At 69.4% G+C, this 22,943-nt stretch carries 17 protein-coding genes, 2 pseudogenes and 2 CRISPR repeat arrays (1 of these 21 cut by a window edge); of the genes and pseudogenes, 12 read left to right on the top strand and 7 right to left on the bottom strand.

Going from position 1 to position 22,943, the window contains the following annotated elements:
• Positions 1-903: direct repeats of the CRISPR family, unit length 29 nt; unit sequence GGGACCATCCCCGCGGGTGCGGGGAGCAG (it extends 708 nt beyond the left edge of the window).
• A 209-nt stretch (positions 904-1,112) separates the two neighbouring features.
• The 8 genes from cas3 to cas2e are packed head-to-tail and all read left to right on the top strand — an operon-like array spanning position 1,113 to position 10,545.
• On the top strand, positions 1,113-4,043 hold the full coding sequence (gene cas3, locus ACFZP7_RS34370; protein WP_385638227.1) for a CRISPR-associated helicase Cas3': 2,931 nt from the start codon (positions 1,113-1,115) through the stop codon (positions 4,041-4,043).
• Complete coding sequence (gene casA, locus ACFZP7_RS34365) at positions 4,027-5,796, top strand: type I-E CRISPR-associated protein Cse1/CasA (protein WP_385638224.1); 1,770 nt, start codon at positions 4,027-4,029, stop codon at positions 5,794-5,796. Before cas3 ends, casA begins: the two co-directional genes overlap by 17 nt.
• Complete coding sequence (gene casB / locus ACFZP7_RS34360; protein ID WP_385638222.1) at positions 5,793-6,500, top strand: type I-E CRISPR-associated protein Cse2/CasB; 708 nt, start codon at positions 5,793-5,795, stop codon at positions 6,498-6,500. Before casA ends, casB begins: the two co-directional genes overlap by 4 nt.
• Entirely contained in the window at positions 6,497-7,693 is a 1,197-nt protein-coding gene (cas7e, locus tag ACFZP7_RS34355; protein WP_109203807.1) for a type I-E CRISPR-associated protein Cas7/Cse4/CasC, read from the top strand. Before casB ends, cas7e begins: the two co-directional genes overlap by 4 nt.
• Entirely contained in the window at positions 7,690-8,433 is a 744-nt protein-coding gene (gene cas5e / locus ACFZP7_RS34350; RefSeq protein WP_030978542.1) for a type I-E CRISPR-associated protein Cas5/CasD, read from the top strand. The genes cas7e and cas5e overlap by 4 nt, the downstream gene beginning before the upstream one ends.
• Entirely contained in the window at positions 8,433-9,221 is a 789-nt protein-coding gene (cas6e, locus tag ACFZP7_RS34345) for a type I-E CRISPR-associated protein Cas6/Cse3/CasE (protein WP_228901774.1), read from the top strand. The genes cas5e and cas6e overlap by 1 nt, the downstream gene beginning before the upstream one ends.
• Positions 9,218-10,186: a type I-E CRISPR-associated endonuclease Cas1e gene (gene cas1e / locus ACFZP7_RS34340; protein WP_385638218.1), complete on the top strand. Its 969-nt coding sequence runs from the start codon at positions 9,218-9,220 to the stop codon at positions 10,184-10,186. The genes cas6e and cas1e overlap by 4 nt, the downstream gene beginning before the upstream one ends.
• Positions 10,183-10,545, top strand: coding sequence for a type I-E CRISPR-associated endoribonuclease Cas2e (gene cas2e / locus ACFZP7_RS34335; protein ID WP_030978536.1), 363 nt, complete (start codon positions 10,183-10,185; stop codon positions 10,543-10,545). Before cas1e ends, cas2e begins: the two co-directional genes overlap by 4 nt.
• A 92-nt stretch (positions 10,546-10,637) precedes the next feature.
• Positions 10,638-12,740: a CRISPR direct-repeat array (repeat unit 29 nt; unit sequence CTGCTCCCCGCACCCGCGGGGATGGTCCC).
• A gap of 440 nt (positions 12,741-13,180) precedes the next feature.
• Here the strand turns inward: cas2e and ACFZP7_RS34330 are convergent.
• The 4 genes and pseudogenes from ACFZP7_RS34330 to ACFZP7_RS34315 all read right to left on the bottom strand — a co-directional run bounded on the left by ACFZP7_RS34330 (position 13,181) and on the right by ACFZP7_RS34315 (position 18,010).
• Complete coding sequence (locus tag ACFZP7_RS34330) at positions 13,181-13,654, bottom strand: hypothetical protein (protein ID WP_385638215.1); 474 nt, start codon at positions 13,652-13,654, stop codon at positions 13,181-13,183.
• Positions 13,655-13,843: 189 nt separating this feature from the next.
• Positions 13,844-14,542: a hypothetical protein gene (locus ACFZP7_RS34325; RefSeq protein WP_385638212.1), complete on the bottom strand. Its 699-nt coding sequence runs from the start codon at positions 14,540-14,542 to the stop codon at positions 13,844-13,846.
• 1,932 nt (positions 14,543-16,474) lie between these two features.
• Positions 16,475-17,080: an SMI1/KNR4 family protein gene (locus tag ACFZP7_RS34320; protein WP_385638209.1), complete on the bottom strand. Its 606-nt coding sequence runs from the start codon at positions 17,078-17,080 to the stop codon at positions 16,475-16,477.
• Between the two features lie 70 nt (positions 17,081-17,150).
• Positions 17,151-18,010: pseudogene (locus tag ACFZP7_RS34315) on the bottom strand (IS5 family transposase).
• Between the two features lie 219 nt (positions 18,011-18,229).
• Here ACFZP7_RS34315 and ACFZP7_RS34310 point away from each other — a divergent pair.
• Positions 18,230-18,604: pseudogene (locus tag ACFZP7_RS34310) on the top strand (tyrosine-type recombinase/integrase); the annotation flags it as partial.
• 613 nt (positions 18,605-19,217) lie between these two features.
• On the opposite strand, the gene ACFZP7_RS34305 reads toward ACFZP7_RS34310, so the two are convergent.
• The 3 genes from ACFZP7_RS34305 to ACFZP7_RS34295 form a co-directional block, all read right to left on the bottom strand.
• A complete protein-coding gene (locus tag ACFZP7_RS34305; protein ID WP_385638206.1) occupies positions 19,218-19,631 on the bottom strand; it encodes a polymorphic toxin type 43 domain-containing protein in 414 nt (137 codons plus the stop codon).
• Between the two features lie 131 nt (positions 19,632-19,762).
• Positions 19,763-20,233, bottom strand: coding sequence for an NUDIX domain-containing protein (locus tag ACFZP7_RS34300; RefSeq protein ID WP_385638203.1), 471 nt, complete (start codon positions 20,231-20,233; stop codon positions 19,763-19,765).
• A gap of 2 nt (positions 20,234-20,235) precedes the next feature.
• Positions 20,236-20,982, bottom strand: a complete 747-nt coding sequence (locus ACFZP7_RS34295; protein WP_385638200.1) for a helix-turn-helix domain-containing protein — start codon at positions 20,980-20,982, stop codon at positions 20,236-20,238.
• Between the two features lie 246 nt (positions 20,983-21,228).
• Between ACFZP7_RS34295 and ACFZP7_RS34290 the strand changes: the two genes are divergently transcribed.
• The 3 genes from ACFZP7_RS34290 (at position 21,229) to ACFZP7_RS34280 (ending at position 22,818) form a co-directional block, all read left to right on the top strand.
• Entirely contained in the window at positions 21,229-21,480 is a 252-nt protein-coding gene (locus ACFZP7_RS34290; protein WP_385638197.1) for a hypothetical protein, read from the top strand.
• Complete coding sequence (locus ACFZP7_RS34285; RefSeq protein WP_125538215.1) at positions 21,468-21,713, top strand: hypothetical protein; 246 nt, start codon at positions 21,468-21,470, stop codon at positions 21,711-21,713. Before ACFZP7_RS34290 ends, ACFZP7_RS34285 begins: the two co-directional genes overlap by 13 nt.
• Before the next feature lie 904 nt (positions 21,714-22,617).
• Positions 22,618-22,818, top strand: a complete 201-nt coding sequence (locus tag ACFZP7_RS34280) for a hypothetical protein (RefSeq protein WP_385638195.1) — start codon at positions 22,618-22,620, stop codon at positions 22,816-22,818.
• The last annotated feature ends 125 nt before the right edge of the window (positions 22,819-22,943 follow it).

The raw sequence follows: 22,943 nt of genomic DNA, 5'->3' as shown, positions 1-22,943 counted from the left end.
CGCCCGGTACCGGCTGGTCGTCTCGGGACCATCCCCGCGGGTGCGGGGAGCAGGCCCCCCCGGGACTGGTGCGCGGCAGTTCGGGACCATCCCCGCGGGTGCGGGGAGCAGTGCGCGGCGGTCATGAACTCATCGCCGTAGACGGGACCATCCCCGCGGGTGCGGGGAGCAGTAGGGGATGGAGCCTGCGGGTCGCTTCCGGAGGGGACCATCCCCGCGGGTGCGGGGAGCAGACGACCTCCGGCTCCCCGGCGAGGACCGGCAGGGGACCATCCCCGCGGGTGCGGGGAGCAGATCGGGGTGCCGTCCTTCCAGCCGGCGAACTTGGGACCATCCCCGCGGGTGCGGGGAGCAGGCCATCATCTACGCCTACAACCGGTTCTCGTGGGGACCATCCCCGCGGGTGCGGGGAGCAGGACTCACCGTGCAGCCATCGATCGGACGATCGGGACCATCCCCGCGGGTGCGGGGAGCAGGAGTGGCCCAAGTCCCGGAACCGTCGGGCGTAGGGACCATCCCCGCGGGTGCGGGGAGCAGGGAGCGATGCCCCGGCATTGCCAGACGCCACGGGGACCATCCCCGCGGGTGCGGGGAGCAGCTCGTACCGATCACCTCCGCGAAGCTGATCGAGGGACCATCCCCGCGGGTGCGGGGAGCAGTGAGCGAGCCGATCCGCGACCTGGAGACCGCAGGGACCATCCCCGCGGGTGCGGGGAGCAGATGCGGGTGGCCTACGGCACCACCGGGGCCGTGGGACCATCCCCGCGGGTGCGGGGAGCAGAGGATGCGTTCGGCTGGTTCGTAGAAGACCGGGGGACCATCCCCGCGGGTGCGGGGAGCAGACGATTCCGGCCCGGCAGACGCGCCGGTAGGAGGGACCATCCCCGCGGGTGCGGGGAGCAGACTGCTTGACCTGCGAGTTTATGGCCGCAGAGGTGTACTTTCCGTGACTTTCATAGATTCCGGCAAGTGGGACACTAGGTAACAATTGGTCCGTAGGTACTTCCAGGATCGGCCGATGATCATACGACTTGAGGATGCCGTCTTCCTGTGAATCCTTCTGTTTTCTCATTTCGGCGTGTGAGACCGGGTTCTCCCTGTATTAATCCCTCATGAGGGATGGGGGGAACGCCTGTTCCGGCCTGCTGTGTCGGCTTGGGGAGCCGGCCAGGTCGGTGTGGGCCAAACACGACTATGACACCGATGGCTGGCTGCCGTTGTGGCGGCATATGGAGGACAGTGCCGCAGTAGCCGGCCTGTTGTGGGACCGGTGGCTGCCCGTGGGGGTGCGGAAGCTGATCGCCGAGGCATTGCCGCAGGGGGAACTGGACGCACGCGCCCTTGCAGTGTGGCTTGCCGGTGTGCACGACGTCGGCAAGGCCACCCCGGCGTTCGCGTGTCAGGTCGATCAGCTCGCCGACGCGATGCGCGATCAGGGTCTGGAGATGCGTTCCAGGCGCGCGTTGGGGCCGGATCGTCGGATCGCGCCGCACGGTCTGGCTGGACAGGTACTGCTGGGGGAATGGCTGGAGGAACGGCACGGGTGGGCGTCCGCACGGACCGGGCAGTTCACGGTCGCTGTGGGTGGGCATCACGGTGTGCCTCCCGAGCATGGTCAGATCAAGGCTCTCTACGAGCATGAGGAGTTGCTGCGCTCTCCCGGTGCGAGCAGCGAAATCTGGCGGGCGGTGCAGACCGAGCTGCTCGACGCCTGTGCCGAGCGATTCGGTGTGGTCGAACGACTGAGTGACTGGCAGCGGGTCAGGCTGCCGCAGCCGGTGCAGGTGCTGCTCACCGCGTTGGTCATCGTCTCCGACTGGATCGCCAGCAATCCGGACCTCTTCCCGTACTTCCCCGACGGCGCATCCCGCACCGACCAGGAGCGGCTCGCCGCGGCATGGCGGGGCCTCGACCTGCCGGAACCGTGGCAGGCCCAGGAACCGGGCCGCAGCGCTCAGGAACTGCTCGCCTCCCGGTTCGAACTGCCGACGGGAGCCGAGATCCGCCCTGTCCAGGAAGCGGCCGTGGAACTTGCCCGGGAGATGGAGACGCCCGGTCTGCTGGTCCTCGAGGCGCCGATGGGTGAAGGAAAGACTGAGGCCGCACTCGCCGTGGCCGAAATTCTCGCGGCGCGTTCGGGTGCGGGCGGGGTGTTCTTCGCCCTGCCCACCATGGCCACCGGCAACGCCATGTTCCCCCGGCTGCTCAACTGGCTGGATCGGCTGCCAGGGGTGGCCGGCTCGCGCCGTTCGGTGCACCTGGCCCATTCCAAAGCGGCGCTCAATGAGGACTTCGCCGGTTTGATGGCCCGCACGGGACAGGTCGAAGCAGTTGGCGTGGACGAAGCGGAGACCGCGCCCCGGCCGAAGCCGGATGAACAGCGCCGCGCGGGGGCCGAGCTCGTGGCTCATGCCTGGCTGCGGGGCCGTAAGAAGGCCATGCTGGCCTCGTTCGTCGCGGGCACCATCGACCAGTTGCTGTTCGCCGGGCTGAAGAGCAGGCACCTGGCGCTGCGGCACCTCGCTGTGGCCGGGAAGGTCGTCGTCATCGACGAGGCGCACGCCTACGACACGTACATGAGCGTGTACCTGGACCGGGTGCTGGCCTGGTTGGGTGCGTACCGGGTGCCGGTGGTTGTGCTGTCCGCGACGCTGCCGGCCTCACGCAGGCGTGAGCTGGTCGCGGCGTACTCCGGTCGGGACGGAGGAGTAACTCCCGGAGTAACGGAAGCGGCGGTGCCGGACCCGTACCCGCTGCTGACCGCCGTCGCTCCGGGCGGTGTTCCGATGGTCCGCCGCCCGCAGGCGTCCGCTCGGTCGTCGGAGGTGCAGGTGGAACGGCTCGCCGACAGCCTGGACGTCCTCGCCGACCGGCTGGAGAGCGAGCTGGCCGAGGGCGGGTGTGCCCTGGTGATCCGGAACACGGTCAAACGGGTGCTAGAAGCGGCGCGCGCGCTGCGCGACAGGTTCGGCGCCGAGAACGTGACCGTCACCCACTCGTGCTTCGTCGACCTCGACCGAGCGGGCAAGGACAAGGAGCTGCTCCGCCTCTTTGGGCCACCGGAGAAGACGGACGCCAGGCCATCGAGCCGACACATCGTGGTGGCCAGCCAGGTCGCTGAGCAGTCCCTGGATGTCGACTTCGACCTGCTGGTCAGCGACCTGTGCCCGGTCGACCTGCTCCTGCAGCGTATGGGCCGGCTACACCGCCACCGGCGCGGACCGGCCCAGCGGGAGCGGCCGGAACGTCTGCGCAACGCGCGCTGCCTGGTGACGGGGGCCGACTGGACCGGGGACGTACCCGCTCCCGTGAGGGGGTCTGTCGCGGTGTACGGGCGGCACGCCCTGCTGCGGTCGGCCGCGGTGCTCCTCCCGCACCTGGACGGCGGGTCACGGCACCCCGTACGGCTACCGACGGACATCAGCACGCTCGTACAGAACGCGTACGGGGAGGACCCGGTCGGGCCGGACCACTGGCAGGAAGCCATGAAGACGGCGGGCGAGCGGTTCGAGCGCCACCGCGACGACCAGGCCGAACGCGCCGCCGTGTTCCGTCTGGGGGACGTCGGCAAACCGGGACGGCCGTTGTTCGGCTGGGTCGCCGCCGGCGTCGGAGATACCGATGACTCCCCCGCTGGACGTGCGCAGGTCCGCGACAGCCGGGACAGCCTCGAGGTCGTGGTGGTCCAGCGGCGCGGTGACGGCAGTCTCGCCACCCTGCCGCGGCTCGAACCGGACAGCAAGGGACGTCGGCGCGCAGGCATCGAACTGCCGCGGGACGCGACGCCGACACCGTTCGCGGCCCGTACGGCGGCGAGCTGCGGACTACGGCTCCCCCTGCAGTTCTCCGGCGAGACGATGGACCGTGCCATCGAGGAACTGGAGCAGCTGTACCTGCCCAACTGGCAGGGGAAGAACAGCCCTTGGCTCTCCGATCAGCTCATTCTCGCTCTCGACGAGGACTGTCAGACCCACCTGGCAGGGTTCGTACTCCGCTACAGCCCGAGCGACGGTCTTGAGGTGACCCGTGACGCAGACGACTGAGCCCACCGGTGTCGACGTGGGTGGGGGTGAAGCGTCGTCCTTCGATCTGACCAGCCAACCGTGGATCCGTGTGCTGCGGCGTGACGGCTCCCAGGACGAGCTGTCGCTCGATCAGGTCTTCGCTCAAGCCGATGATCTTCGGTGTGTCGTGGGTGAGTTGGCCACCCACGAGTTCTCCCTGGTCCGCCTCCTCCTGGCCGTCGCGCACGATGCGCTGGACGGCCCCGATGACGTCGAGGACTGGGCGGATCTGTGGGAGGACCGTGACTGTTTCGCTCCGGTCCAGGCATACCTGGAGGAGCAGCGCGAGCGGTTCGACCTCCTGCATCCCGTCACACCGTTCATGCAGACCGCCGGGCTGCGCACGGCGAAGGGCGAGGTGTTCTCCCTCAACCGGATCGTGGCCGACGTACCGGCCGGGGAACCGTTCTTCAGCGCGCGGATGCCGAACGTCAAGCGGCTGTCCTTTGCCGAGGCCGCGCGCTGGATCGTTCACGTCCACGCCTACGACACCTCTGGCATCAAGACCGGCATGGTCGGCGACGACCGGGTCAAGGGCGGCAAAGTGTACCCGCTCGGTACCGGCTGGGCAGGCGGGCTGGGCGGCGTGTTCGTGGAGGGCGACACCCTGCGCGAAACCCTGCTGCTTAACCTGGTGGCGGCGGACACCGAGGAACTGGACTTCTCCGCCGCCGACCGGCCGGCCTGGCGCCGTGAGCCCTGCGGGCCGGGCTCCGACGGGCGGGTCGCGACCGGCATGCGTGACCTGTACACCTGGCAGTCACGCCGAGTGCTTCTGCACCACGACGCGGACGGCGTCCACGGTGTCGTCCTCGGCTACGGCGATCCCCTCCCTTCCCGGAACCTGCACCGCAGCGAGCCGATGACCGCATGGCGGCGCAGCCCAGCGCAGGAGAAGAAGCTGGGGCAGTCGCCGGTGTTTCTGCCGCTCGAACACGATCCGGGCCGCTCGGCCTGGCGGGGCATCGCCGCGCTCCTCGCCGATCGGCTGGAGGAGGGCGGGGGCGGCGAGGGGCCGTCGCGGCTGCGGCCGCGGGCCCTCGAGTGGGTGGCTCGGCTGGTGACCGAGGGCCATCTGCCCCGTCGTTTCCTCGTCCGTGCCCGGGTAGTGGGTGTCAGGTACGGGACCCAGCAGTCCGTGGTCGACGAGGTGGTCGACGACCGCTTGGTGATGCCGGTCGTCCTGCTGCATGGGCAGGACCCCGCCTACGCCGCGCAGGCCATTGCTGCGGCCGAGGACGCCGACAGGGCGGTGCGGGTCTTGGGGGATCTCGCGGCCGATCTGGCCCGGGCGACCGGATCCGAGCAGGAAGGGCCGAAGGCCGCCGCTCGGGCCGAGGGGTTCGACGCGCTGGATCACCGCTACCGCGGCTGGCTGTCCGACATGGTGGAGGCTCCCGACCCCTTCGAGCACCGGTACACCTGGCAGCGACAGGTGCGTGAGGTCGTCGGCCGTCTCGGCGACCGTCTCATCGCCGTCGCGGGGGACGCCGCCTGGGAAGGACGGTTGCACACCGACAACAAGGGCGGCGTCCATTGGCTGAACGCCGGACTGGCCGACGTCTGGTTCCGTGGACGCCTGGCCAAGGCGTTGGGAGACCCCGACGCGCCGGGCTGCCCCGGCCCCGGCGGAAAGGCCACCGTCTCGGTCGACGACGGTCCGCCCGGGCCGGAGCCTGCCGACCCGACGGGAACCGAACACGCCGCGACCGACCCGGAGGTGCACCCATGACAACCACCGCATCCACATCCGTCCTGCCCGCTGCAGCCGCGGTACAGCAGCGCGTCGCGGACCTCGCCGCCACACACATAGCCCCCTGGCAGGAGGGCTACCTCAAGGACCGGTCCAACGCGGTCGCCGCTCTCGCTCGGTTGCGCCGCGGTGCGGGCCGTGAGGCGGGCGAGACACCCGACCTGTGGAGCCTGATCGACACCGATCCGCTCCACACTCCGGTCGCCGGCAGGGGACCGTTGAGCGAGCAGGAACTGGTGCGTGCCGAGAACGCGCTGCACGCGGCCCTCACCCTGTGGGCGTTCCACCAGCAGTCCCGCGGGGCCTCCATGCACCACCGGCACACGCGTGAGCGGCCGGGTGGTCTGGGCGCCGCGGTCCGGCGCCTGATGCCGGCCGACGGCGTTGACGAACCGGTCCGCAAGCGTCTGGTCCGCGCGGGAACCGCCGCCGACCTCGCCGCGCTCACCCAGCGGCTGCGCGACATCGTCGCCCTGCTGCGCCGCGAGGGCATCCCGCTCGACTACGCGCTCCTCGCCGGCCAGCTCTACGTATGGCAGTGGCCCGACGGCCCCGCCGCCGTACGCCGACAGTGGGGCCGTTCCTTCCACGAGCAGCGACGGACCCGGCCGGCTCCCGACGAGACCACCGCCCCGTCCTCCGACGAGGACACCACCCCGGACACTGACAAGGACGCCTCGTGAACCGCATCTTCCTGGACGTGCACGCCCTGCAGACCGTTCCGCCCAGCAACCTCAACCGGGACGACACGGGCGCGCCCAAGACGGCCGTCTACGGCGGAGTCCCCCGCGCCCGTGTCTCCAGCCAGGCGTGGAAGCGGGCCATCCGCACCTGCTTCGCGGATGAGCACCTGCTCGACCCCGCCGAGCTGGGCGTGCGCACCAAGAAGATCGTGGAGCTCATGGCCGAGCGGATCACCGGCCTCGACCCGTCCGTCGAGCAGGAGACGGCGCTGAAGCTCGCCGACGAGACGGTGCGGGCCGCCGGCTTCAAGACCGAGGTCCCCAAGCGGAAGGCCGACCAGGCGAAGAAGGACGGAGATCCTGCTCCCGCCCCCGAGAGCAAGTACCTGGTCTTCCTCAGCTCCCGGCAGCTCGACGGCCTGGCGCGCCTCGCGCTGGAAGGGGCGGACGACATCACGGCGTTCATGAAGGCGAAGGAGAACAAGGCCCGGGCCAAGGAGCTGGCGGACACCCGGCACTCCGTGGACATCGCCCTCTTCGGCCGGATGGTCGCCGACGTGGCCGACATCAACGTAGACGCCGCCGTGCAGGTCGCCCACGCGCTGAGCGTCCACCGGGTCGACAACGAGTCCGACTACTACACGGCCGTCGACGACAAGAACAAGGACGAGGAGACCGGCGCCGGAATGATCGGCACCGTCGACTTCAACTCCGCGACCCTCTACCGCTACGCCGCCCTGGGCGTACACCTGCTGGCCGACAACCTCGGCCAGGGCCTGCGCGACGAGGAACCGCGCACCGAGCCGGTCCGCCGCGCCGTCGAGGCGTTCGTGCAGGCCTTCGTCGACTCGCTCCCCACCGGGAAGATCAACACCTTCGGCCACCACACCGAGCCCGACGCCGTGGTCGTCAAGCTCCGCACCACACGCCCCATCAGCTACGTCGCCGCCTTCGAGGACCCGGTACGCAGCGACGGCGGCGGACATCTACGCGAGGCCGCCGACCGGCTCGCCGCCTACGCGTCCGACGTCGAGCGCGCCTACGGGGACCCCGAGACCACCCTCACCTGGGTTCTGCGTGTCGGCCCCTCCACGCAGAAGCTCGCCGACCTCGGCACCGAGTCCGGAACGCTGCGCGAACTCGCCGCAGCCGTCGGACAGGCCGTCGCCGAACGCCTGGAGAAGCCCGCATGAGCCGCACCGGCGTGCTCGTCCTTCGCCTGGCAGGCCCCCTGCAGTCCTGGGGGGCCTCCTCCCGCTTCACCCGCCGCACCACCGAATCCGCCCCGACCAAGAGCGGCGTCGTCGGCCTTCTCGCCGGCGCGGTCGGCATCGAACGCGGCGACGACACGCGCCTGGCCCCCCTGGCCGCACTGCGGTTCGGCGTCCGCATCGACCAGCCCGGCACCCGTATCCGGGACTTCCACACCGCACACCACGGCGTCACCGGTGCATCGATGCCGCTGTCCGAGCGGTTCTACCTCGCCGACGCCGTCTTCGTCGCCGCCGTCGAGGGGGACCACGCCCTCCTCACCGGCCTGCACGACGCCCTGCGCGCCCCGGTCTACCCCCCGTACCTCGGCCGGCGTTCGTGTCCGCCCTCCGAGCCGGTCGACCTCGGACGGTACGAGAACACGACGCTCGAGGACGCGCTGACGAGCGCGCCCTGGCAGGCCTCCGCCTGGTACCGCACACGCCACCGGCCCCCGCAGAACCTGACCGTGCTGCGCGAGACCACCGCCACCGAATCCGCCGAGTCAGCCGACGTCCTGCGCGACCAGCCCGTCAGCTTCGACGCCGCCCACCGCCGGCACGCGCTGCGCACCGTCGTCACCACCGCTGTACCCACTCCACTTCCCGCTGGCGACGGCAGCCCGCACAGCGCACACGACCCGTTCGCAGCCCTCGACGTTCTGGAGAATGAGAGCGCCTGATGTTCCTCTCCCGCTTCCGCGTCAACACCGCGCGGCCCGGCGCTCGCCGCCTGCTGTCCTCACCCCAGGCCATGCACGCGGCCGTCATGTCCTCCTTCCCCCACATCCTGCCCTCCGACAGCCCGCCACCCGACGCACCGCGCGTGCTGTGGCGCCTGGACCAGCGAGCCCGCGCAGAGGTGCTCCTGTACGTCGTCAGCCCCGACCGCCCCGACCTGACTCACCTAGTCGAGCAGGCCGGATGGCCCGCCGTCGCCGACCCCGAGAACCCCGGCTGGCAGACCCGGCCCTACGCCCCACTGCTCGACCGCCTGGCCGCCGGCGACCGCTGGGCGTTCCGGCTGACCGCGAACCCCGTACACACCGTCCGCCGCAAGGAGGGCGAACCCCGCAAGCTCACCGCCCACCTCACTCCCGTCCACCAGATGCGCTGGCTGGTCGACGAGGAACGGCAGAAGCGTCTCGGTTTCCGCGTCTGCGAGAAACCGGCCGACCGGCGGCTGCTGCCCGACGGCACCACCCACCACAAGCAGCCCCACCCCGGCGACCGCTACGAGCTGGCCGTACAGGACACCCGGTCCCTCGCCTTCGACAAGTCCCGCGGCTCCGACGGCCGCCGGGGCAAACCGGTCACCGTCGTCACCGCCACCTTCGAAGGGCGGCTGGAAGTCACCGACCCCCCAGCGCTGCGCCGCGCCCTCACCCAGGGCATCGGCCGGGCCCGCGCCTACGGCTGCGGGCTCCTCACCCTGGCGCCCGTCGCCCAGCCCACCCACGCACGGCCATGAGCACGGTCTCCCGCCGCCCGGCGCTCACTCCCAGGCAGCTCACCCGTACCGGTGAACGCCTCTCCTTCGTGTACCTGGAACGCTGCACGGTCCATCGCGACGCCAACGCCATCACGGCTCAGGACGCGGAGGGCACCACCCACATCCCCTCGGCGACCATCGGCACCCTCCTCCTCGGCCCCGGCACCCGCGTCACCCACCAGGCCATGAGCGTGCTCGGCGAGACCGGTGCGGCGGTCTGCTGGGTCGGCGAACACGGCGTGCGCTACTACGCGTCCGGCCGGGCCCTCAGCCGCTCCTCCGCCCTCATGGAAGCCCAGGCCCGGCAATGGGCCAACCCACGCAGCCGCCTCGCCGTGGCGCGAGCGATGTACCGGCTGCGCTTCCCGGACGAAGACCCCGCCGGCCTCACCCGCCACGAACTCCTCGGCCGCGAGGGAAAGCGCGTCAAGGACTGCTACCGGGTCCAGGCCGCCCGCACCGGCGTCCCCTGGCGCGGCCGCCGCTACACCCCCGGCGACTTCACCAGCGGCGACGCCGTCAACCAGGCCATCACCGCCGCCGCCCAGTGCATGTACGGCATCGCCCACGCCGTCGTCACCTCCCTGGGCTGCAGCCCGGCCCTCGGTTTCATCCACTCCGGACACGAACTGTCCTTCGTCCTGGACATCGCCGACCTCTACAAGACGGAGATCGGCATCCCGCTCGCCTTCGACGTGGCCGCACAGGACGAGGAAGACATCGGCCCGCGCACTCGCCGCGCCCTACGCGACCGCATCAACGAGCTATCCCTACTGAACCGATGCGTCGACGACATCAAACACCTACTTCTCCCGGAAACGACCGGCTCTTCCGCCCCGGGCGACGACCGGGACGTAGTCACCCTCCAGAGCGACCACGGCCACCAGGTCGCCTCAGGCGTCAACTACGACGGCCCAGAGGACTACGGAGACGAGCTCTGGTGACCGTCATCGTCCTGACCAACTGCCCAGCCGGCCTACGCGGCTTCCTCACCCGCTGGCTACTGGAGATCTCCGCCGGCGTGTTCGTGGGCAACCCCTCCGCCCGGGTCCGCGACGCCCTCTGGGACGAAGTCCGACAGTACGCGGACCAGGGCCGTGCTCTGCTGGCCCACACGACGAACAACGAGCAGGGCTTCACCTTCCGCACCCACGACCACGCCTGGCAGCCGACCGACCACGAAGGCATCACCTTGATCCACCGCCCAGACCCGAACGCACCCACCGCCACCCCAACTCCCCGGAACGGTCCGCCATCCGGCTGGAGCAGAGCCTCCAAACGCCGACGCTTCGGCAGAGGCTGATGCAAGCCGAGTCACGCATGCCCCATTTGCCGGAATCGCAGCAAGTGCTCGAGAACGGCCTGCAGCGCCAGTAAAGCCGCAGGTCACCCAGTCTGCTCCCCGCACCCGCGGGGATGGTCCCTGATTAGCCCAGACATGCTCATAAGACGCGTACTGCTCCCCGCACCCGCGGGGATGGTCCCCAGCCCCGCGCGATCCGGCTACTGAAGGAGGCCTGCTCCCCGCACCCGCGGGGATGGTCCCGCCGGCGGCGTCCTGGTGGACCTGTGGGAGCGCTGCTCCCCGCACCCGCGGGGATGGTCCCGCGCGCCGCGGCATGGACACCGTCACCGCCTACTGCTCCCCGCACCCGCGGGGATGGTCCCTGATATCAGTTCGCCACAACTCGCTGAGCCTCCTGCTCCCCGCACCCGCGGGGATGGTCCCGCACGGCGCAAGTAGCGTCGGAGAGGGAGGGTCTGCTCCCCGCACCCGCGGGGATGGTCCCGACTCGGGGGCGAGGCTCACGCTGCCGTAGCCCTGCTCCCCGCACCCGCGGGGATGGTCCCGGACAACCCGAGAAGCCGCAGGCCAGAACGACTGCTCCCCGCACCCGCGGGGATGGTCCCCTGGCGGGTCATGTCGCCGCCGAAGTTGGTCTCTGCTCCCCGCACCCGCGGGGATGGTCCCACCTTCGCGGTGATGTGGATGTCCGGCACGTACTGCTCCCCGCACCCGCGGGGATGGTCCCGGTGATCTGCTGCTCGCGGCCGAGGACGTGCGCTGCTCCCCGCACCCGCGGGGATGGTCCCTCGTGGCAATCATCCTCCAGACCGCGGCAGCACTGCTCCCCGCACCCGCGGGGATGGTCCCTCATCACTGAAGTTGAATCCTCGGATGAGTGTCTGCTCCCCGCACCCGCGGGGATGGTCCCACCATCGAAGCCTTCCGGATGGCCGACCAGCTCTGCTCCCCGCACCCGCAGGGATGGTCCCTCCTGCTTCAGGGTGGACAGGGCGACCGCTGCCTGCTCCCCGCACCCGCGGGGATGGTCCCCCGGCAGGCGCGACCCGCATGGCACGCCTGCCCTGCTCCCCGCACCCGCGGGGATGGTCCCGACGGCTCCTCCGTGGACGAGCCCTGGATTCCCTGCTCCCCGCACCCGCGGGGATGGTCCCGGGGCACCACACCCCCCGTCGCGCCCGCCGCGCTGCTCCCCGCACCCGCGGGGATGGTCCCACCCTCGTGGACTTCGGCCCCCGCGACGAGACCTGCTCCCCGCACCCGCGGGGATGGTCCCTCCCCGGTGTGGGTGCAGCTGAAACTGGCCGCCTGCTCCCCGCACCCGCGGGGATGGTCCCAAACCTTCGGTGTTCGGCATGGCTTCCTTGGCCTGCTCCCCGCACCCGCGGGGATGGTCCCACCGACTCGTGGGCCACGATCACCCGGGCCCGCTGCTCCCCGCACCCGCGGGGATGGTCCCCCCACCGCGGGGTCCGCCGTCGTGGCATCGGTCTGCTCCCCGCACCCGCGGGGATGGTCCCTTCTCCAGGTCCACGGGCTGCTTGCCGACGATCTGCTCCCCGCACCCGCGGGGATGGTCCCCAGTTCCAGCTTGGTAAACGGCTGGTTTTCGTCTGCTCCCCGCACCCGCGGGGATGGTCCCGCGCTGGACGCCGGGGCGTACAAGCTGCTCGGCTGCTCCCCGCACCTGCAGGGATGGTCCCCCGGCGAGGCCGTGGCCGTCGCGCACCTGGTTCTGCTCCCCGCACCCGCGGGGATGGTCCCGCCCGGCTTCAGGACGTGGTCGGCGGCGCGAACTGCTCCCCGCACCCGCGGGGATGGTCCCTGGGTGCGCGGCCTTCCGGGTCGGGCCCGGGACTGCTCCCCGCACCCGCGGGGATGGTCCCGTCCTCGATCTTGAAGCCGAGGGCTTCCAGCTCTGCTCCCCGCACGCGCGGGGATGGTCCCACCACCGACCGGCGTCTCGAGGCGGCCGCGGTCTGCTCCCCGCACCCGCGGGGATGGTCCCAGGCGCCGGCGGAACGCAGCGTCGAGGGCCTTGCTGCTCCCCGCGCCCCCGGGGATGGTCCCGTCGGCGTCTGGTGGCAGCACCCGGGCCTGAACTGCTCTCCGCACCCACGCGGGTAGCTCCAGGCGCTGCGCCGACAGCTCGCGGTACCGGTCGTCGTCCCCGCACCCTCGGAGGTAGCTCGCGGCCTGGGTGGGTCGGCGGGAAGGTCCCCCGCGACGAGGCGACCAGGTCGTCCCGGCGCCAGCGAGGGTTGTCCGGTGGTGCAGGCCCACGCCGACTCGGTATCAAGTCGTCCCCACATCTGCGGGGGTAGCTCAAAGGCCGGGGCCGGCGAGCACACACCGGGCCAGTCGCCCCCGCACCCGCGGGAGTTGCTCCGCGCTGATCGGCTCGCCCCGGACGGCGAGGCCGTTGTCCCCCCCCAACCGCGGGGTAGCTCTGTCAGCCCGGCTCGTACGGTGATCGCGAGGTCGTCCCCGTGCCGGGGGGGGGAGGGTCCCTGGAGCACCTGATCAGACGGACGCTGGGCTGGTTGTCCCCGCACTGCGGTGGTAGCTCCTGTTCGACGGTTCGCTCGGGTGGGCACACCAGGTTGTCCCCTGGGAGCCATGCCGATGGCCATTACGACAGCTCCCAAGGGATGTAGCCGAGGTTCAGGTGCCCGAGTCCAGCCAAGCGCTGCACCTGATCAATCAGGCGCACGGTGAACAGGCGCTTGGCCGACGCCTCGCCGTACCGGTCGACGTGGTCGAACACCACCTGCGGGTCCTTCATCGCGCGCACGCGCCAGTCACGGATCTGATTGCGGGTCAGGTTCTCAAGGATGAGGCCCGGCTCCTGGTCGACGACGGCCATGTCAGTCGCGGCGACCGGACGCAACCCGGGCTTCACGACCGGCCTCACCGATGCGGCCTGGTCGGCGGGTACCTGCCCGGCTGCGGCATCGACGCGGGCTTTGACTGCTGCTTGCCGGGCGTGAACCTGCTCCCGCTCGGCTACGCGGGCCCACGTCCTGGCCATCACCTCCTGGTGGAGCTGTTTGGCGGCGACCACCCGACGCTCGTCTTCGGAGACGTGCGGCAGTGCAGCCTCCACGTCGCCTGCGACCTTCCGGCGCTGCGCCCGGCGGTCTTCGCGTCGGTCCTCGCACCGGGGGCAGTCCCGGCCTGAGTCGAGCAGTATGCGATCGTCGCACCGGACGTCGCCGCACTGCTGGCGCTGTGGCAGTCCCCGGCCGATCAGCCATCCCACCGGGTCATTGATTGGGCCCCCAGTGCGCAGCTGCTAGCTCAGACGCCGGACGAGCCGGTCGGCGAGCACCTTAGGCGCGTCGGTACGGCCCGTGAAGCCCTCCACTCGGGTCAACTCGCATCGGACGGCAGCCTCCACCAGGCGGCGACTGGCCGGACGCTCCAGCCTCGCCCACACCAGGTCCACAGGGGCCAGGACGGCCCGCAGGTCCACCGGCGGCAAAGGCACCCTCCCCCGCTGCTGCCTCCCCTTGCTCCCGCCGTCCACGACCCGCATCGAGGCGCCAGCCACCGGCCGGCGGCTGGACTTCTCGCTGATCGGCGGGGACTTCTCCTGCTGTTCCCCGCGCAGCGGGCCGTCCTCGCGTACGCGCGCGAGGTCCGGCCGACGGCGGTTCCCACCACGGCCTTCGCCGGAAAAGCCATCAGTGAGCTGCGAAGGGACGACGGAAGTAACTGGGTGAGGGTGGTCAGTGTGAAGGGCTACCGCAACATCGGGATCTGCAACCTCCGCCACATCCGCCACCAGCACGCCACTGACCTGCGGTTCCGACTCCACCACAGGCGCCTCACAGGGCCCTGCCACATCGTCGGGGTCTGAAAACTCCGGCTCCAGGGCTTCCGCACGGCTCTCCTGGACATCGCCGACGACCGAACGGCCATGCGCAGCGGCGACCGCCGGCACCATCAGCCGCGACCGATGCGCCAAGCCCGAACCCGTCTTCAACCGCACACGCAGCACCCGCCGTGGAAGACCCTGATGGATTCCTCGTCCAGGTGGGCGGTGACGACCTGGTGAGCGGGCCACCACCGCTGCTGCCCCGCCCGGCCAACGGATCGCCGAGGCGTGCGTCCTCGCGGCGGTCGCGTGGGAGGATGTTGGTTGAGGGTCGGTTGTGTGCCGCTCCTTGTGAGCGGCTCTCTGCTGGGCCTTTCAACTGCCTCTTCCACTGCTGGACCTGGCGCGGGCTGCGGAGCCTGACGACCTTGACGCCGCGGTCGGCGGTCTCCGCGACCTGGCGAGCGTAACGGGGCCGGCTGCGGTACTTGCAGATGGCGAATACGCAGCAGCGACCGACAGGTGCAATGAACGAGGCCTCGCCCAGTGCGAGCATGGCCATGGCCCACGTCCGGGAGACAGGAGCGCGGACCGCACCTGGCTTCCCGCCTCGTTGCATCCGGCCTGTACCACCACACCCAAGATGACATGGTCAGTCGATGAGCACAGACTTCAGAAGGGAACGGCCAGCCCAGCTTCTCGTAGTCCAAGCAAGGCCCTGCCCATGCACTCGGCGGCCGAGGCCCCATCAGCCCTCATCCCACCCTGCAAGGGCCCACCAGAGGCTGCGAAGGTCCACGCCGGCCGGCCATCCCGCAAACGCTCCGCATCCACCCGGATCATGGCACCCACACCCTGCTCACCGAGCCATTCCAGGATGAGTACCGTCGCGTCCTCGACGCCACTGCCCAAACCCACCTCGGGCCGCCGCCCCATCCCCTTAGCCATGGCCACAACCCTACTCAGGGGCCGGGCTGGCCTTGCCGCACACTTTCAGGCCGCTCAAAGAACAAGCTGGTAAGCCATCCGCCACTTACCGGCGCCCTGGCCGAAAGCCCGGGCCCACCATCTTCAGGACGCCCTCGACAACCAGCTCCTGCGTCGGCTGAAGCACGGAGGCCCCGGGCCGACGCGCAACAGGCAAGCCCCGCCCCGATCCCCCGGCACACCCCCGTACCACCCGTCCCGCCCCTTCCCTTCTTCTTTCTTCTTTCCGGTCCCGGACCAGCGCAGGGGGTGTGCAGAGGGGGATGTCGGGCTCTCGACCACGGCCCTGTAGGTGTGGTGACCTGCGGTTACGTCGCCAGGACCGCGAAGGGCGCGGACAGTTGTCGGCGGGGTTGTCGGGCCGGTCCGCGGTGGGGTTACGGGCCTGGTCAAGGGCGGTGTTGTCGCATCGTGACCACGGTTGGGCTCTAGCTGCCCGGATGAGTCGCGTGCGGCACTCTGCCAGCCAGCCGATCACGGGTCTGGCCGTGCTGCAGAGCGACTCGCAGGGGCCGTGGATATCGCTACAGACGGCGCCTGTTGCGCAGGTACCGAGGCACGAGGAATCTGGGCCTGTTGCAGACCGCGATGGAGAGGACCCCGCCGAGAGAGGCCAGCATCAGAGCGAAGAACACCCCTCCCGCAGCCTCTAGGGGACCGCGGACCGCGCTCCAGGTCTCGGCCCCGATGAGGGTAATCACCATGAGGGCAAGGCAGGCGAACATAGCCGCTACGGGCACGATGCCACGCGTGATGGCCCACCCTGCACGCTCGCCTAGCTTGTCCCATCCGGTAGCTTCTGACCGCGCCTGGTAGGGGTCGCGCCACACCGACACGGCACGCCTGATCATGTACCCGGCCAGAGTCAGAAACCAGATGACGACCAGAATCCCCACGAGACCCCCTGCCCTAATGGTAGCCGCGCCCTCGGATGAGCGGCCTGGACAGGGCTCCTTCACAGTGCGCTGGCCGGGGCGGTGTTGTCGTTTCGTGCGACTCGTCAGGCAGAGGCAGGCCACGGTGGCAGACGATGGAGCCGGGGATTGGTGAGCTCCTGCCCAGCAGGCCGATACGGGTCCCGGCGGCTAGGGCCTGTCTCCTTGGTGAAGATGCTGGCTGTCAGTCGAACATGCCCGCGTAAGGGTTTGGTTCGCCAGTCATTGGGTCCAGGCCAGCGTGGAAGCGGCGTTCCTGCTCCTCGTGGTGAACGAAGGTGCCCACTCGTCCCCACAGAGAGAGGTCGCTCAGCGGGCACTCGTCGAATTCGGCAGTCATGAGGCGCCGTAGGAACTCGGCCATACCGCAGTCGAACAGGGCCCAGTGCGGGTTGCCGTGTCTTCTCCAGACGACGACAGGCCACTGGTCGGGGTTCGGTCCGGTCATCAGCCAACCGAGTTCGTTCGCGTTGCAGCCGCTTCCCCAGGGCAGCACTCGATCAGCACCCAGTTCAATCCCGGGTGCTCCACCCTCCGTGGTCCACAGCTCGCGGAAGCCGGCTGCGTCACCGGCGATCGATGCCTGCCAGTCGTTCCCGGTCGGCAGAGGCGGGAGGATGATCAGGTCATCGATGCAGCCGCCACCGTAGACAGCCATAAAGGCACGATAGTCGGCGGGGAGAGGAGTGTGCAGGTGTGCTTCAACTGCCGTCCAGTCCACCTGCTCGTCCGCACCCCATTCGCGGTGCAGGATCCGCTGCAGCGCCTCTGTTTCGGTTTGGCTGTCCACCTGTCCTCCTGGCTACTCGCGCTGGTGCACGATATCCGAACGAACGTCGGCAGGCGGGGGGCGACAGTCGTCAGGGTCTTGTCCACATGAGGATGGCTGCGAGGTGGAGTGCGGCCTGGTAAGCGATGGCGAGTTTGTCCGTCCGCAGCGCCAGACCGCGCCACTGCTTGAGCCGGTTGATGCATCGTTCCACCGCGTTGCGCTGCTTGTACGCCTCCGTGTCGAAGGCCGGAGGGCGACCGCCAGCGCGACCTCGCCGCAGACGATGACCAACCTGGTCGGCCGGCTGCGGAATGACAGCACGGATCCCGCGCCGACGTAGCTGCCCACGGATCGCACGGGACGAATACGCGCGATCCGCCAAGACGACCTCCGGGCGAGTCCTCGGTCTCCCACGTCCGCTCCGCGGAACGCGGATGCTGGCCATCACGGCCTCGAAGACCGGAGCATCGCCCGCCTGGCCTGCGGTGACGCGGAGGGCCACGGGACGTGCATGGCTGTCGCTGGCGAGATGAACCTTCGTGCTCAGGCCACCGCGAGAGCGTCCGAGCCCGTGATCGTCTGGTTCCGCGCGGTGCGGAGCCCCCTTTTCCTCGCTCCAGCGGCGTGCTGATGGGCCCGGCAGACGGTGGAGTCCACTGACACGGTCCAGCCGATGTCATCGCTCTCATCGGCCGCTGTCAGAACTGCGGCAAGGATCCGTTCCCAGGTGCCGTCCACGGCCCACCTGATCAGTCGCTTGTGAGCAGTCTGGAACGAGCCGAGCTCGTCCGGCAGATCGCGCCAAGGCCATCAGGTGCGGTACTTCCACGCGATGGCCTCCAAGGTGCGGCGGTGATCGGCCCATCGCCGCCCGCGGATCGGATCGGCTGGCATCAGCGGCTCGATCCGAACCCACATCGCATCAGTGATCACTAACCGGACAGACACATCTGATCAACTGACCAGCCCATCAAAGAGACACGCCCTAGCCATGCCGTGGCGGCACCTAGCTGGCTCACGGGCCACGACGGCCGGCCTACAGGTCTCCGAGGACTTCGCGGCGGGCGTCGGCGGCCTTGCGGTTGAGCCGGTTGGTCATGGTGACGGCCGCGAACGTGAGGAGCAGGAAGACGACCACGGCCAGGACCTGGGTGATGATGCCGAGGACGCCAGGACAGGGAGCGAGAGACAGCAGGATCGGACTGGAGCGACAGCGGGCTCGTCTTCACCACGCCGACCGGACGGCCTCTCGACCAGGCCAACCTCACCCGCCGCTTCCGCAGCTTCCTCGACCGGGCCGGGCTCCGCCGCATCCGCTTCCACGACCTCCGCCACTCGACTGCCAACCTGCTCCTGGAACAGGGCGTCGATCTCGTTGTGATCAAGGAGCTGTTGGGCCACGCCCACATCGGCGTCACCGCCGGCGTCTACGCCCACGTCCGACTCCGCCTGCAACGCCAAGCCATCGACGCCTTGGGTGACGCCCTCGGCGCCCAGGACGACGATCCTGACGACCCACCCGCCACAGCCGTCGTCCGCTGACGTTGCCGTCAAACGGCAAGATGCCCTCCCGGAACGTCCGGGAGGGCATCCGCCATTCACTACTCAGATGCCTTCACTAGGCGTCTGGCGATATGTCGAGTTCGCTGATTTGCCCATTTAGCGGTCGACAATTCCCGAAGGAGCTCCAAATGTTCCCGCGAGGTACCCCTATCCAGCATCCAGTGAACCGCTCGCTCCGCCCAGTGGCTACTTCGACTTCCGATCGCCACCGTTAGCACCTCTTCGATGGGAACCAGATTCTGCACATTCTCGGGCGACAGGCCGAACCGTTCAGCAGCAGCGTTCAGCCCGGCCCTAAGTGATCTCTCGTCTTCATCCAGGATCGTCACCCAAGACGAGGGCAAGCTCCCCGCTGAGGATTCGACTGCACCTTCGAGCCTTCCTAGCGTCCACACCCCTTCCCGGTCGAACCCCAACCAAATCCCCGTTGTACTGATCTGCACCAACGGTAGCCATACAACGGCTCCGGCCTGATCCGGGTAGGAAGAGACGATCCAACATGCCTCGGGCACAGCCGAGAGCTCGACCATCAGATCACTTACTGTCACCACGCCTGCCTCATGAGGAGGATCCGTCAGGGATGTCACTTCGCCTACCAATGCATGCTCGGGGTGTGGCTCACGGTTATCCCGTGTTGCCCCATGAAGTCCTGGAACGCCTTCCTCGCCGAGTCATTCCAGTTCATTCCATAATGCCCAGACCACTGATTGGTCTGCAATTCCCCATTTGACCCCCGACGCAGACGACCGCCGACCATCGTCGACTTGTCGGCGCCAACCGCGCTCCCCAGGAAATCGTGGCCACCGACACCTTGGTCGACTCCAGTCGCGAAGCGGCCCGTGGTCGGATCGAAGATGAAGTCCCTTTCACCCTTCGGGCTGAAGTTTTTCACTGCGCCGACAGACTTCACGCGGTCGCTCACCTCAAGAACACCCTTGGCCGGACCACTTCCGGCAATGAGGCAATTCGAATTGTGAACCAGGACCGGAGTCTTGCCCGCCAGCACATAGTACGTGTGCTACGCGAAGCCTTCGACCTGCTTTTTCGCTGGTCAGGCGCAGTTCGCTGGTCCGGTGAAATGCGTGGGTGTCCGTGGTTGTGCGGGGTTGTTGCCGTCAGCTACTGCCGTCAGTCGGTTCAGCCCAAGTACGGCGTCTCGCGCTGTTCCAGGAAGTGCTGGAGCCTGAGTCGTTGGGTGTGGTGCATCGGCAACTCCTCGATCTCTTCCGGCGGCACGAACCGCAGTTCGGTGGACTCGTCGGAGATCTCCAGTTGGCCGCCGGTGATGCGGGCGGTGAAGCAGACGTTGAACTGGCGGCGAACCTCGCCGTCGGCGTAGGCGATGACGTGTTTCGGGTCGGTGTAGGTGCCGACCAGGCCGGTGATCTCTACGTCCAGGCCGGTCTCTTCTTTGACTTCGCGGACGGCCGTGCCTGGCAGGGAGTCGGTGAGGTCCATTCCTCCGCCGGGCAGCGCCCACAGGTCGTTGTCGCGGCGGCGCTGGAGGAGGATGCGTCCGTGGTCGTCGGTGACGACGGCGGATGCGGCGACGACCATACTGTTCGGCTTGGGGGCGTTCGGGTCGTCGTAGTACTCGGTGCGGGCCACGATCAGCCTTCCTCTCGTACGGGGGTTGCTGTCGTCCACACGGCGTCGAAGCTCTCGGCGTAGGTGTCGAACATGCCGCCTGCCTCGTGTCGGCGAAGATGCCATACGGGGGCGGCGTACGCGTTGACGCCCCAGACATGGGCGTTGACGAGTTGCTGGTCGTCGGCGCGGTAGAGGGAGTTGTAGAGCGTAGTTTCGTGGGTGCGGACTTCGATGCCCGGGGTGCTGGCGAGCGGTCTGTAGTGCATGAGCGCGAGGCGGCAGCGGGATTCGATGCCGTGGCCGAACCGCTCCTCCTGGCCGCGGGCTTGGACGTTGTCGCTCTCGGCGTCCCCGATCGCGATGCGGACGGTGCAGCCTTCGGCGGCACGTTCGGAGAGGAGTTCGTTCAGCCGCGGGTACGCCTCGTGGAGGAAGACGGCCGCGTAGACGAGGATGTCGATCCGTTCCCGGGCCTGGGCCATCAGGTCGGTGAACGCCGAGACGGGGAGGTCGGCCCGCTGCTCGTAGAGCGCCACCAACTCAGGGCTGATGGCGCGGGCGGGGCGGGCCTGGCGGAGCGCCGGCCAGAGTGCGTGCACATCTTCTCCCAGGGCCTTGGCCGCCTGGAGGGCGGTGGCACGACGTGGGATACGCCCGAGGTTCACCCAGCGCTCGACCGACTTGGGGTCGACCTCGACCTGCTGGGCGAGTGCGGCGTACGTCCAGCCTCCCGCCTCCATGACGGCTCGTAGTCTCTCGTTCGGCACGAGTTTCCCCCCTCGTCTCAGGACGGCACTAGGGACGTTCTACACGGTGCAGGACGTCCCGAAGTGGGTTTTGGTGGAGGTTCCTTCGTCCCGGTGACCGGCGTGAGGATCGGTGCCGACTCTGCGGCACCAATAGGCCCAGGGGCACGCATCAACGCGGCCGAGGAGCGTCACCGTGCGAATGAGCGCCACCCCATGTGTTCCCGCCCTGCGACTGGACGCCCGGTCGCGCGCGGCCTCGCCGGGGTGGTCACGATGACGGCCCCCACCCCTGGTGCTTACGGGCACACCGTCTCGCCCGATACCGGCGCCCTGGTGGTCGACCGGCGGAGCGGCAAGGTGGGCGTGGTGATGGGGCATGTGGGGCCGTACGTGCAGCTTCGACCGCCATGCGGTGGCCTGGAGTGGGACGTGTCGCCCGAGGACGTTCGCCCACCGACTCCGACGGAGGAGTTGAGCGCGAAGGTGGCCGTGGCCGACCGGAGGTGGGGACGGTGACCCCTCGCTCGGTCCTGCGCTACGAGACCTGGACTATCCAGCCCGACCGCGAACCGGACGCGGAGCCAGTCCTGTACGCGATGCAGTGCGTCGTGGACGGAGAGACCTCGCCGACAAGCGAGGACTTCGCCGAACCGCAGAACTGGGTGCTGCGGCACTGCGGCCAGAACCCGTCCCACCACACCTACCGGGAGATCATCACCCGGCCCTGGCGGACCTGGCGCCAGACGTGACCTGCCTCGCTCGCTCAGGAGCCGCGCGCGCTGACCCACCCGACTCCCGTCCCTGCCGGGCGCGGCCGATCGAGGCTCCCCCGTCCTCGTCAGCCCCGGCAGGGACGCGCCTTCACGTGTGCGCCGCGCCCATGACCGTGAGGTTCTGGCCTCAGCCGCAGAAAGTCAGCCACGACGGCGGGCGCCCCGACCGATCACCCGTCACGTGTGTCTCGCTCAGCCCCGCACCGGCATCAGCCCAGTTATCTCCATCGTCACGGTCCCAGCCAGGCGCAACGGCCGCGTTCCGGACGGCAGCTCCGCCGGGGTGTCGACGCCGCACGGTACGAGCTCGCCGGACGGCCTCTCGGGAACCCAGCCGGTCTGCTGCTGAGCGGTCGGACAGCGGGGCTGCCGATTGACGTCCCGGCCTATGCCTCTGGGCCCTGCGCGCCGAGTGGTCGGCGCCGTCGCCAGCGGGGCGGCAGACAGGAGCGGGCGGCGGTCACCGACCGCGGGCGCGCGGCGACCCGCGTCAGCGGGACGCCCTTGATCAAGTAAAGAAACTCTGAACAGCTCACCCACTGGTCAAGCTGCCCGGCCGAAGGTCAGAGTCGCCGCTGCCGGCGCTTCTTCGATTCGGCCAGTGCGGTCTTCAGCTTCTCGCTCAGCGATACGTCCGGCTCGGCGTCGTCGTCATGGAGGGGTGGCAGGAACAGGCCGCGTCGGCTCTTCTCCCGCTTGACCTTCCGGCGCTCGCTGCTGGGAAGGGACGGGCGGGGTCGGCGATGACCAGGACGGCCTTGAGCTGGTTGATCCGGTGTCATCCAGGCCACTGCCGTCGCCTGGCACGTCGTGGTGGTTCCAGCTGCACTCGGTGTAGTTGAGGTACCTCTGGGTCGGGGGGCCGAAGAGGTTGGTCTCGGTGCGGCTGGTGGTGTCCCCGGCGACGCCCACGGCGTCGAAGGCCGGGGTCGTCTTGAGGGCGGCCTGGGTGGCGACGAAGGCGAGGTGCCTCGGTGACGACGTCGACCATGCGTACTACTGGGACAAGGGCCACGCCACCAACGAGGGCCCGGGCGACTTCATCAAGTGGGTCGCCAAGGTGACGGGCCACAAGAGCTAGCCACCGACACCGTCACAACGGCCACTCCCCCCTCCTTCGCCGACGACCTGCCCCTCGACGAGAGCCATTGGCGCCCCCTGCCGCATCCGCCGTGGCGCGCCCCCACCCTCAAGAGTGAGAACAGA

This window comes from Streptomyces sp. SudanB5_2050, assembly GCF_964272335.1.
Classification (GTDB): domain Bacteria; phylum Actinomycetota; class Actinomycetes; order Streptomycetales; family Streptomycetaceae; genus Streptomyces; species Streptomyces rochei.
The sequence above is the reverse complement of the archived record's forward strand: the minus strand, read 5'-3'. Positions and strand labels throughout refer to the sequence as shown.